This window comes from Anaerostipes stercorihominis (assembly GCF_057535655.1).
Window position 1 is genome coordinate 1 of sequence record NZ_BAAJCL010000020.1, and the last position, 11,909, is coordinate 11,909.

Below are 11,909 nucleotides of genomic sequence, written 5' to 3' on the forward strand. Positions count from 1 at the left end.
TTCTGTCCGTCAGACCAGAGGTTTGCTTACAGCTTCTTTCAGATTTTGCCTCACGACAAACACCATTGCTGTTCAGCTATACACTTCCCACTATCTGGGCATGTTCGGGACTTACACCCGTTAGAGTTTGCCCATGCTGGGCAAACAAAAACAGGACCGATCTTTTGGATCGATCCTGTTTTCAGGCAGCAAACTGCTGTCTTTTCAGATTTTACTATTTTAAATTATGCTTCTTTTGCATCCGCATATTCATTTAATTTTGCCAGCAGCTCGGATATTTCCATTCCATGAACCATTGCCGCTTCCTCTAAAGTCTCTCCCTGTGCGGAAGGACATCCTACGCATCCCATACCGGACGCCATTAAAATTGCCGCATAATTTGAATCAAGCGCAATTAAATCTCCGATTACCATATCTTTTGAAATCTTAGCCATTTCGTTTCTTCCTCCATAATTCTTAATTCTCCAAAAAAATGTATTTTTATTCTTTTGGGCTGACGTTTATAGTATAATACATTATTGTTAAAAGTACAACAAAATTACTTGATATTCCTCTATAAGTATATTAAAATAGAGTTGGTCAAGCGGTTTTCGCTTTTCTAATGATTATACTATTTATATAAGGAGGATATAACTATGGCATATGTAATTTCAGACGCTTGTATCTCTTGTGGTGCTTGCGAAGGAACTTGCCCAGCAGGAGCTATCAGCGAAGGAGATGGACAGTACGTAATCGATGCAGATACATGCATGGATTGTGGTGCCTGCGCAGATGGATGCCCGGCAGGAGCTATCAGCCAGGAATAATTTCCACAGTACGTATATTGTTCAGACGCAAAAAGAGATGCTTTTCGCATCTCTTTTTTTGCTGTTTTATGGTCTTTCTTTCCTGCAACCTCAGCGATCCATTTACATCTGCTGTTTTCGTCTCTCCTCCATAAATTCTTTTAATTCCTTCTGTGTCGGAAGAGACGGCATCGCTCCTGCTTTTGTGATCGTAAGAGCCGCCGCATGATTTGCTATGGTCAGTGCTTTGCCCTGTCCGTCTCCCAAACAAATTCTGGTGCAAAACGCTCCCACAAAAGAATCTCCTGCCGCCATGGGATCTACCACCTCTTCAATCTCCACTGCTTTTTTATAATAAAAACGCTCCGGTGTATTTAAAATCACTCCGGATTCTCCCAGGGTCACTAAAACATTGGGAACTCCGCTGCTGCGAATCACCGCAGAAACAACTCTGGCTTCTTCTAGATTAAACCTTCCCCGATCTCGATGAACCTGAACACCAGTCATGGCTTTGGCGTCATATTCATTCAAAACCACATAGGTCAAGTGCCGGATAAATTCCCTTGGCAACTGTATCGCCGGTGAAGCATTTAACATCACAGGAACTTTTTTGCGATACGCGTACTCTGCAATGACCTCATTGATTGTAATAGGAATCTCATTTTGAAGAAGTACCAAATCATATTTTCCGATCTCATGCTCTAAAGAAGCGATCTCATCCGGCATAATTTTCATATTTGCGCCGGGTATCACAACCGAGCGTTTTTTAGGTTTCTCTCCCGGAATTACCTGCAGTACTACCACAGAGCATCCGGTAGCAGAGTCCTCATCATATAGAATTCTTCCAGTACGAATTCCTGCCTTTTTGCAAATTTCTAAAAGTTCATCTCCATTGGCATCCCGTCCAATTTTTCCTACAAAGGTTACATCTGCTCCCAGTCTTGCCATTTGAACAGCCTGGTTGGCGCCTCTTCCGCCTGGTGATTTATGAAATGATGTTCCAAGGACCGAATGCCCTTCCTCCGGAACCTCACAAGTTACAGCAATCTGGTTCATTACCAGACTCCCTACAACTAAAATTTTCGGTCTTTTTTTCATAATGAATTCCTCACTCTTTTCATTTTTTGAGTCTATAAATTCATTATAATCACGTTCTGGCACAAATACAATCTCTACTTATTTTTCTTTTCGCTTCCTCCGAAAGAACCCTTTTTTCTCGCGGGAAGCCGCGATCTCCTCTCTTGTTTTTTGCTGCATCCGAATCATTTCATCCAGCTTCTGGTAATATGTTTCCTGCTTTTCATCCCTCGTTCGCAGTTGATAATCCATTTCTTTTGAAACTTGTACCGAAACCTGATTTCCGATTTCCTTCCCCAAATATTCTTTTTGCTCTCTGATGGCCTGTCCCATGATTTTCACCATAACATTTTGAAACTGCGCCATCTTATCCGAAGAGCCCACTTGATTTTCTCCCGGAAACGGAATAATATTTCCCGTAAGTTTCCGTTTAATCTGCTCTGTGTCAAGCCCCTCATTTTTCATATCGCGGATTTCCCCAAACGTATGGATCTCCTCGTCCCCATAACAACGATATCCTTTCTCATTGCGGGGAATTGCAATGCCGAATTCATCTTCCCAAGTTCTCAAATTATACGTTTCCAGCCCCAGCTCTCTGGCAGCTTCTGATATCATACGTCTTCTTTCCTTCATAAGTCCCTTCCTTTCTTCCTTCTCATTATAAAGGGAGTCAAGTTTCGGGCACAAGAAAAACCGCCCTCTAAAAGATGACGGTTTCAGTCAAAATTCTCCTTTTCTCTCCTCCACTGCTTCAAGATTCCATCGGTTGTTCCGATTCTGAGTCCTGAAGCTCATCTGCCAGTTCTCTGATTCTTCTGGCAAGAGTCGTATAGCGCCTCTGCTCATTGACATTTTGAATCATAGAACACAGAGTCCCCTGATCACCTACAATGGTCAGACAATTCTTTGCCCTCGTTACTCCGGTATACAAAAGATTTCTGTGAAACAAAACCTTTGGTCCTGCCAGCAGCGGCATCACAACCGCAGGATATTCGCTTCCCTGAGATTTATGGATGGTCACCGCATAAGCAAGCTCCAATTCGTCCAACATCGCAAATCCATACTGAACCTCTCTCGCGTCATCAAATAATACCGTTACCTTTTCGGTATATTCACTGATCTCCTGAATGATTCCAATATCCCCGTTAAATACACCGACACCTTTGTCGACGGTAAACCCTTTGGGACCACGAATTTCCCACTCCAGCTGATAATTGTTTTTTATCTGCATCACCTTGTCTCCCTCCCGAAACAGACCGAAGGAAACTTCTTTTTCTTTTTTCTCATCATCGGGAGGATTCAGGTACTGCTGCATAATCTGATTTAATCGTTCCACGCCAAGCTCTCCCTTGCGCATCGGCGTCAAAATTTGAATATCATAAGGCTTTGCATGGACATATCCCGGCAGCTTATCTCTTACCAGATAAACCAGAACTCCCAGAATATCCTGAACGGTATTTCTTTGCAAAAAGAAAAAATCCCGACTTTTATTATTCAGCTCCACAACCCGCCCCTGATGAATCAGATGCGCGTTTCGTACAATATGGCTTCCTTCTGCCTGACGGAAAATCTGATTTAGCTCTACCACTTTAAACTTTTGTGAAGAAATCAAATCTTTTAACACATTTCCGGCGCCGATCGACGGAAGCTGATTGGCGTCCCCTACAATCACAAGCCTTGTTCCCGGAACCAATGCCTGCAGCAAGGAATTCATCAGAAATAAATCGACCATGGATGTTTCATCAATGATAATAACATCGGTTTCCAACGGATTCCCTGCGTTATGCTCAAACACCATCCCGCTTTTATCCATTTCCCGCTCTGCCTCACCATTTAATTCTAACAATCGGTGTATTGTTGTCGCCTCGTACCCGGTTGCCTCTGTCATCCTCTTGGCTGCGCGCCCTGTGGGAGCTGCCAGCCGCAGCTGCAGCCCTTCATGTTCAAAATACTGAATCATTCCGTTGATCGTTGTGGTTTTTCCTGTTCCAGGACCTCCTGTTAAGATGACAATACTGTGCTCTGCAATGGCTGCGATTGCCTCCTTCTGCTTTTCTGCAAAAGTAATCTGTTCTTCCTGTTCAATTTTTCCAATCATCGTCTCAATTTCAGAAATCGAAACATCATAGTGCACATTTAGATCCAAAAGCATTCTGGCAGTGTTCATCTCCATATGATACTGTGCGGCGCCATAAATTCTTGTCTCCTCATCTTCCTCAATGACAATCTTTCGGTCAATCATCATTTCCAGCAAATGTTCTTCAATAGCCTCCTCGGATACCCCAAGAATATATGCCGCGTTTCTGCATAAAATGCGCTTTGGAAGAAAAATATGCCCCTCGCCCAATGCTTGCATCAAGGTATAAAAAATTCCAGATACAATCCGATAATCTGAATTGCTCCCAATTCCTACATTTTTTGCAATTTCATCTGCTATTTTAAATCCGATTCCAGCAATATCATCCGTCATTTTGTAAGGATTTTCCTGAATCACTGTATATAGATTGTCTCCGTACTCTTTATAAATTTTCACCGCCAGATTGTGATGAATCCCATAGCCGGACAAAAACATCATTGCCTGCCGCATTTCCTGCTTTTCACTAAACTCCACTGCAATCATTCTGGCTTTTTTCTCGGTAATTCCCTTTACCTCTGCCAGACGCTCCGGTTCCTCTTCGATGATGCGAAACGTATCCATTTTAAATTTTTTTGTAATTCGCTTTGCGATCGCCGGTCCCACACCTTTGATCGCTCCTGATCCCAGATATCGCTCCATACTCTCGATATCATCCGGAATGGCAATTTCGTAGGTTTTCATTTGAAATTGAGGTCCGTGTACCGGGTGATTCACATAGTCTCCTTCCATGGAAATATATTCCCCTTCATTGAGAAAGGGAAATAAACCGACGACCGTTTCCTCATCGTCATCCACATCCAAACTCAGAACCGTATATCCGTTTTTTTCATTTCGGAATCGAATATGATCCACATATCCCTTTAAAAAGCCCACCCGTTTCACCTCCCTGTCAATGACCTCTGCAGAATTTCCTGCGATGTTCGGCTGCATTCGCAGCTTTCCTGCCGTCACCAGAAAAAGGCCAGGATCGTATCTATCCCGGCCTGCAGTCTTTTTCTCATTATTTTTTCTTCTGATTGTCGCCTGACAAAAATTCAATGTACTTTCCTGTACCAATCGCTACTGCTGTCAGCGGATCTTCCGCTGTCATTGTATTAATGCCTGTCTTTTCTTCAATCAACTCTTCCAATCCCTGAATCAGCGCTCCTCCTCCGGTCAAAACAATTCCGCGGTCGGAAATATCTGCTGCCAGCTCCGGCGGAGTTCTCTCCAGTACGTTATGAACTGCATCTACGATCTGGTATGCCGGTTCTCTAAGGGCTTCCTGTGTCTCCTCAGACGTTACCGTCACCGTTTTCGGCAGACCTGTCACAAGATTTCGTCCTCGAACATCCATTGTGAGATTTTCCGGACGCTTAAATACAGTTCCTACATTAATTTTAATTTCTTCTGCCGTACGTTCTCCGATCAGCAGGTTATGTTTTTTGCGCATAAACCGAACAATTGCCTCATCAAAGTCATCCCCTGCAACCTTGATGGAATTGCTGACTACGACGCCTCCCAGTGAAATAACAGCAATATCCGCTGTTCCGCCTCCAATATCAACAATCATATTTCCACACGGTTTTGCAATATCAATTCCGGCACCGATTGCCGCTGCCACCGGCTCCTCAATAATCGAAACTTCTCTTGCCCCTGCCTGATAAGTTGCATCTTCCACTGCTTTCTTCTCAACTTCCGTTGCTCCGCTGGGAACACAAACACTAATGCGCGGCTTTCTTCCAAACAAGGATTTTCCAACCGTACGACTGATAAAATAGCTTAACATTTTCTCTGTCACAGTATAGTCTGAAATCACACCCTGGCGCAGCGGCCGCACAGCTACAATATTTCCCGGCGTCCTTCCAAGCATCAGACGCGCTTCTTCTCCAATTGCTTTAATCTTATTTGTATCACGGTCAAATGCCACAACGGATGGCTCTTTTAAAACAACGCCTTTACCTTTAACGTAAACTAAAACGCTGGCGGTTCCTAAATCAATTCCAATATCTGTTCCTGCTGCCATGGTAACAAATTCCCCTTTCGATTTCTTCTCTATCTTTATTATGGTAATCTTTTATTCTTCATATACATACTTCTCTTATTATAAACATTTCACCAGAAAATTCAATTGTTTTTTACATATTCCGTAAAAATTCAGCAAAATTTAAGATTTCTAACACTCGGAGCCAAGCAGAATTGGAGAAAGATGCACGGTAAATGCTCGCATTTCAAAGTGCGTATTTCGCCAATTCTATTTGGCGGAAGCCAAATACCAAAAAAATCTCCGATTTTTTTGGTTGGATCCGAAATTGAAGATTACATATGAATCTCCGAGATCGGAGATTGGATGTTCATATCCAGTTTCGGATGAAGCGTCGGCGTTACTTCTCCCATCTCCCAGAGGCCCCGCATGGCAGGATCAGTCCATTGGATGAAACTGGAAGCCCGATTTCATCGGATACCACTTGACCTCCGAATTTTTTCTTTATTTGCGTCTCCAACATATAGCTTAAAACTGCCGGCTGAAGTCCTGTTGTATAAGAATTCACCAAGAAGAATAGAGGATCCTGCGATAAAATTTTCGTACAGAGTTCTATAAACGGATAAATCTTTTCCTCAATCTTCCAGATTTCTCCTTTGGGTCCTCTTCCATAAGACGGCGGGTCCATGATAATCCCGTCGTAAACATTCCCCCGACGAATTTCACGCTCCACAAACTTCACACAATCATCTACCAGCCAGCGAATGGGTTTCTCCCGAAGTCCGGAAAGCTGGGCGTTTTCTTTCGCCCAATTCACCATTCCCTTGGAAGCATCCACATGGGTTACCGATGCCCCTGCTGCAGCTGCCGCTAAAGTTGCACCGCCGGTATATGCAAACAAATTCAATACTTTCACAGGACGTTTGGCTTTTCGGATCTTTTCGGAAAACCAGTCCCAATTGACCGCCTGTTCCGGGAACAATCCTGTATGTTTAAAACTAAACGGCTGAAGATGGAATTTCAAATCTTTATATTGAATCTCCCAGATCTTCGGCAGATCAAAGAATTCCCACTGTCCACCGCCCTTACTGCTTCTATGATAATGTCCATTGGGCTTCTTCCACTGACGTAATTTTTTCGGCGTATCCCATAGCACCTGTGGGTCCGGTCTTATCAGAAAATAATCCCCCCATCGTTCTAATTTTTCTCCACTAGAGGTGTCCAAAACCTCATAATCTTTCCACTGGTCTGCTGCCCACATATATTCTCTCACTTTCTCTGTTGTTTCAGTCTTTGCTATTTATTATATAATAATTTTTGAAAATAAAAAATATGTTTCTTACTTTTTCCCAAACAAATGATAACTGCTCTCCTGCTTTCTGCTCCTTCCACCTCACAACGTTCTTTCTGCCTCCAAAATGAAAACACTCCGCCCCTCCACACAAAACCGGTTCTCTCCCAATGTCCCCACTTCAAAACATTCCCCTGTCTTTACCTTTAACATCCACTGATAACTTGGGGGAAGTTTTGGGGCAGTCATCTCATGACTTTCCCAATGCATATTCATCCCGACATAGATCATCTCATCCCTCGTATCTTCCCGGTTTCGACCTGCAAACATCATGCCCAGAACTCTCGAAGCAAAGCTTTCATCTGCCTCCCACGGCAGCACTCCATGAAAACTTATTTTTGGAAAATGGCAAATCGCCGGTTTCACATCACTTTTTAATACCTGATGCTCCTTACGAAACCGTATCATTTTTTGAAAATGCTCATAAATATCCTGAAACTTCTCCCTCCGGCTCCAGTCTAACCATGAAATTTTATTATCCTGGCAATACGGATTATTATTTCCAAACTGAGTATTGCAAAACTCATCTCCTCCCAGAATCATCGGGACCCCTTTGCTCATCAAAAGAATCGTCACAGCATTTTTCACCAGCCGTTTTCGGAGTCTTAAAATGCTTTCATCCTCCGTATCTCCTTCTGCTCCGCAATTCCAGCTGTAATTTTCATTGCTTCCGTCCCGGTTCCCCCAGCCATTCGCCTCATTATGCTTTTGATTATAAGAATATAAATCCCACAGAGTAAATCCATCATGACAGGTGATGAAATTTACAGTAGCATCATATCCTCTCCCGGACGAACCATACAAATCTCTGGATCCGGCAATTCGCTCCATAACAGCCGGAATCATACCCAGATCTCCTTTTAGAAATTTGCGAAGATCATCCCGGTATTTTCCATTCCACTCCGACCATCGGTTCCATGAAGGAAACACTCCGACCTGATAAAGACCAGCTGCATCCCATGCCTCCGCAATGAGCTTCACTTTCCCCAAAATCGGATCCAACGCAAGGCGCTCTAAAACCGGAGGATTGGCAAGCGGAACCCCCTCTTCACTTCGACCCAAAATCGATGCAAGATCAAAACGAAACCCATCCACTCGATACTCCACAACCCAGTACCGCAGACAATCTAAGATCAAATTCTGAACCACCGGATGATTGCAATTCAATGTATTTCCACATCCGCTGAAATTATAATATGCTCCGTCCGCTGTCAGCATATAATAAATCCGGTTGTCAAACCCCTTAAAAGATATAAAAGGACCTTGTTCATCTCCTTCTGCCGTATGATTAAATACCACATCTAAAATAACCTCAGTTCCATTTTCATGAAGCTCTTTAATCAGGTGTTTCAATTCATCTCCCTCATGATTATACTCTTTTTTTGAGGCATAGCTTGTATTTGGCGCAAAAAAACTGACAGGATTATACCCCCAATAATCAAAAAGACAAGTTCCGTCCACCTTCCGGCTCCCCCGCATCTCATCAAACTCAAAAATCGGCATAAATTCTACTGCATTAATGCCTAAATCTTTAAAATACGGAATTTTTTCCCGAATCCCCTCAAAGGTGCCGGGGCAGCAAATACCGGAAGATGGGTCCTTTGTAAATCCTCTGATATGAAGCTCATAAATAATCAACTCTTCCATGGGAAGGTTCTCCTGAACCTGATCTCCCCAGTCAAAGTCTTCTCCGACAACTCTCCCACGATATCCAAACTCATCATCCGAAGATCTACCCCATTGGCTCTGTCCGGTTACAGCCTTTGCATATGGATCCAGCAAAAAGCGATTTTTATCAAATAACTGCCCGATGGACGGCCTGTAAGGACCGTCAACCCGGTAAGCATATTCAAAATCTTCAATGTTCAGATCAAACACAATCATAGAATACACATTTCCAATACGATAATGCTCTGGAAACGGAATCACAGCAAATGGTTCTCTTGCCTCCCGTTCAAACAAAACCAATTCGCATGCCGTTCCCTCCTGTGTATAGACAGTAAAGCTTACACCTCCGGGAATTGCCACTGCGCCGTTTTGCAGAAAAAAACCAGGGCGAATCCGAAATCCATCGTATTCATCCATTGGTATCAATTGATCGCGTCCCTTCAAAACACTCATATGACTCTCTCCTATAATACTGTATCCAAATCACCGGAAGTTCCAAAAGGCACATTCCGGGATTGTAAGCGGTCGCCAAGGTCTCGGGCAAGCCCGGACTTTGGCTCATCGCTATCACAAAAAGAAAGATCCCCGAAGAGGTCTTTTGTCTTATTCCTGTATACCAATCAAATAATTTATAAACTGCTGGGCTGTTCGTCCGGAAATTCCTCCGTGACTCAGTTCCCATTTGTTGGCTTCCCGGCAAAGCTCTTCATCACTGAGCGAAAGCCCTGCTTTATGTGCCAGCTCTGTCACAATATGAAAATATTCTTTCTGACTTGGTTTTGAATAATTAATGGTAACTCCAAACCGATTGACCAGAGACAACTTTTCCTCCATCGTATCAGAACGATGCATTCCGTTTTTCCGCTCCACATCGTCTCTGTCATTCCATGTCTCTTTGATCAGATGACGGCGGTTGGAGGTTGCATAAATTAGGATATTTTCAGGTTTTGTTTCCACCCCGCCTTCGATCACTGCCTTTAAAAACTTATACTCAATTTCAAATTCTTCAAAAGACAAATCATCCATATAAATAATAAAACGATAATTGCGGTTTTTGATCTGAGCAATCACATTGGAAAGATCTTTAAACTGATGCTTGTAAATCTCAATCATCCGCAGACCCCGATCATAATATTCGTTGACAATCGCCTTAATACTGGTTGATTTCCCGGTTCCGCTGTCCCCAAACAACAGTACGTTGTTTGCTTTTTTTCCTTCCACAAACGCCTCTGTATTATCCACCAGTTTCTTTTTCTGGATCTCATATCCCACCAGATCTGATAAAACAACTTTATCCATGTTATTAATGGCACGAAAACGAATCTCTCCGTCACCGCGTTCTTCTATCCGGAATGCCTTATTCAGCCCGAACATTCCAACGCCGTACGCTTTATAAAAATCCGTAATCATATCGAAAAATGCATTCTCATCCTCTGCCGTTTCCAACCGCTCGCTTAATGCCCGCACTTTTTCACTGACATTTTTATTATACATTAATTCCGGTTTTGAAATGGAATGATAGTTTGAAATCCGGCTGAAACAATCAATTCCCAATTCCTCTTCCGCTTTAGTAAAATCATACCAGAACAAATCCCGAAATGCTTTAAAATCATTTTTAGCAAAATAATTAACACTTCCGTCGCTGGCTCCCACCTTCTCACAAGTAATACTAAACGGATTCTCATTGGTAATCAGCAAAAATGTCAGATAGTTATGCCAAAGATTCTGATCAAACGCATAATCTGTTGCTGTCTGAAGAATTCTTTTGATCTGCTGAAAAACTCTGGTTACCAGAACATCTTTCGGCTGCGCTTTTTCATCCATACATCGAAAAATATCACTTAACTGCATTAAAATGGAGTCCTGCTCCATGTCACCGTAAATTAATAATTTGGAAACAATCTTATACATCGAACCATCCAGCCTTTCTCACTTTAAATTTGTCTTTTATAGAAAGTATAGTCCTTTTTTTTCGGATTCACAAGCATTTGTCAGAGAAAACTTCCATTTTAGGATCTTTTTAATTTTTCAGAAAATGCCAGATGTGCTGCCCCAATTAATCCGCAGTCTTCTCCAAGCTTTGCCGGAACTATTTGAATATAGTCTTGAAAAGCATCATATACTTTTCGTCTGGTGCGCCGCTCAAGTTCCTCGATAAATCCCGGAATTTTTAATGCCACACTGCCGCTTAACACAAAAAGTTCAGGGTCCAGAATCCCATATAAAATGCCAAGAAAATTTGATAAATATTCGTATACATCTTCCATAATTCCCACGGCTCCTTGATCCCCCTCACACGCCGCCTGATAAACCTCTCCGGCATGCTCTGCCCAAATTCCTTTTTCTGCGGCACGTTTTACAATCGCCGTGCCACTGGCAATGGATTCAATGGACCCCTCTTTCAGTTCTCCCTGAGACGGGCCATTTTTCCACAAAATACAGTTTGCAACTTCCTGCGCAAAGCCTTTACAACCTCTGTAAATCTCTCCGTCAATGCAAAACCCAGCTCCTACACCTGTGGAAATCGTAAGAAACTGAACAAAACGTTTTCCCTTTCCTGCCCCTGCCACACTCTCTGCCAGACACGCCAGATTCGCATCATTTTCCAAAAACACGTCCATTCCCGCGGCTGCCTGTAATTCCTTGGTCAAATGAAATCCATGCCACCCCGGAAGATTTGGCGGCGTTAAAACAATCCCCTGCATCAAATCCAGAGGCCCCGGACAGGAAATGCCGATCCCCTCCACAGGATATCCAAAGCGCTCTATTGTTTTTTTGATTGCCGCAATGGTATGTCGCGGCACATGAGCATCTGTGGCAAATTGTATTCTATGGAGGATCTTGTTATCCTGATTGATCAGCGCCACCCTTGTATTGGTTCCTCCCACATCAATTCCAACTGCATATTTCATAATTTTCCCTCCCAGT

At 43.0% G+C, this 11,909-nt stretch carries 10 protein-coding genes; 1 reads left to right on the top strand and 9 read right to left on the bottom strand.

Annotated elements, in window-relative coordinates; translation table 11 throughout:
- Positions 1–224: 224 nt before the first annotated feature.
- Positions 225–434: a DUF1858 domain-containing protein gene (locus AC27EF_RS12905; protein ID WP_487111178.1), complete on the bottom strand. Its 210-nt coding sequence runs from the start codon at positions 432–434 to the stop codon at positions 225–227.
- Between the two features lie 201 nt (positions 435–635).
- Here AC27EF_RS12905 and fdxA point away from each other — a divergent pair, with 201 nt between their 5' ends.
- On the top strand, positions 636–806 hold the full coding sequence (gene fdxA / locus AC27EF_RS12910; RefSeq protein ID WP_075759967.1) for a 4Fe-4S ferredoxin: 171 nt from the start codon (positions 636–638) through the stop codon (positions 804–806).
- A gap of 102 nt (positions 807–908) precedes the next feature.
- Here the strand turns inward: fdxA and AC27EF_RS12915 are convergent, their stop codons facing one another.
- The 8 genes from AC27EF_RS12915 to AC27EF_RS12950 form a co-directional block, all read right to left on the bottom strand.
- Positions 909–1,883, bottom strand: a complete 975-nt coding sequence (locus AC27EF_RS12915; protein ID WP_487111179.1) for a ribokinase — start codon at positions 1,881–1,883, stop codon at positions 909–911.
- A gap of 78 nt (positions 1,884–1,961) precedes the next feature.
- Positions 1,962–2,495, bottom strand: a complete 534-nt coding sequence (locus tag AC27EF_RS12920) for a helix-turn-helix domain-containing protein (RefSeq protein ID WP_487111180.1) — start codon at positions 2,493–2,495, stop codon at positions 1,962–1,964.
- 118 nt (positions 2,496–2,613) lie between these two features.
- Positions 2,614–4,872 carry an SF1B family DNA helicase RecD2 gene (recD2, locus tag AC27EF_RS12925; protein ID WP_487111202.1) on the bottom strand — a complete coding sequence of 753 codons (2,259 nt, stop codon included), beginning with the start codon at positions 4,870–4,872 and terminating at the stop codon, positions 2,614–2,616.
- A 127-nt stretch (positions 4,873–4,999) separates the two neighbouring features.
- Entirely contained in the window at positions 5,000–6,004 is a 1,005-nt protein-coding gene (locus AC27EF_RS12930) for a rod shape-determining protein (RefSeq protein WP_487111181.1), read from the bottom strand.
- 358 nt (positions 6,005–6,362) lie between these two features.
- Entirely contained in the window at positions 6,363–7,223 is an 861-nt protein-coding gene (locus tag AC27EF_RS12935; protein WP_487111203.1) for a class I SAM-dependent methyltransferase, read from the bottom strand.
- 132 nt (positions 7,224–7,355) lie between these two features.
- On the bottom strand, positions 7,356–9,434 hold the full coding sequence (locus tag AC27EF_RS12940; RefSeq protein ID WP_487111182.1) for a glycogen debranching protein: 2,079 nt from the start codon (positions 9,432–9,434) through the stop codon (positions 7,356–7,358).
- Between the two features lie 150 nt (positions 9,435–9,584).
- Complete coding sequence (locus AC27EF_RS12945; protein ID WP_487111183.1) at positions 9,585–10,892, bottom strand: ATP-binding protein; 1,308 nt, start codon at positions 10,890–10,892, stop codon at positions 9,585–9,587.
- A 98-nt stretch (positions 10,893–10,990) separates the two neighbouring features.
- Positions 10,991–11,893 (bottom strand): ROK family protein, encoded by a 903-nt coding sequence (locus tag AC27EF_RS12950; protein ID WP_487111184.1) that lies wholly within the window; start codon positions 11,891–11,893, stop codon positions 10,991–10,993.
- Between the last annotated feature and the right edge of the window lie 16 nt (positions 11,894–11,909).

What these genes read in the sequence shown, in the direction of transcription:
- AC27EF_RS12915 (WP_487111179.1), bottom strand. Translation starts at nt 1,883, where the DNA reads ATGAAAAAAAGACCGAAAATTTTAGTTGTAGGGAGTCTGGTAATGAAC.
- AC27EF_RS12905 (WP_487111178.1), bottom strand. Translation starts at nt 434, where the DNA reads ATGGCTAAGATTTCAAAAGATATGGTAATCGGAGATTTAATTGCGCTT.
- AC27EF_RS12930 (WP_487111181.1), bottom strand. Translation starts at nt 6,004, where the DNA reads ATGGCAGCAGGAACAGATATTGGAATTGATTTAGGAACCGCCAGCGTT.
- AC27EF_RS12950 (WP_487111184.1), bottom strand. Translation starts at nt 11,893, where the DNA reads ATGAAATATGCAGTTGGAATTGATGTGGGAGGAACCAATACAAGGGTG.
- fdxA (WP_075759967.1), top strand. Translation starts at nt 636, where the DNA reads ATGGCATATGTAATTTCAGACGCTTGTATCTCTTGTGGTGCTTGCGAA.
- AC27EF_RS12945 (WP_487111183.1), bottom strand. Translation starts at nt 10,892, where the DNA reads ATGTATAAGATTGTTTCCAAATTATTAATTTACGGTGACATGGAGCAG.
- AC27EF_RS12940 (WP_487111182.1), bottom strand. Translation starts at nt 9,434, where the DNA reads ATGAGTGTTTTGAAGGGACGCGATCAATTGATACCAATGGATGAATAC.
- AC27EF_RS12935 (WP_487111203.1), bottom strand. Translation starts at nt 7,223, where the DNA reads ATGTGGGCAGCAGACCAGTGGAAAGATTATGAGGTTTTGGACACCTCT.
- AC27EF_RS12920 (WP_487111180.1), bottom strand. Translation starts at nt 2,495, where the DNA reads ATGAAGGAAAGAAGACGTATGATATCAGAAGCTGCCAGAGAGCTGGGG.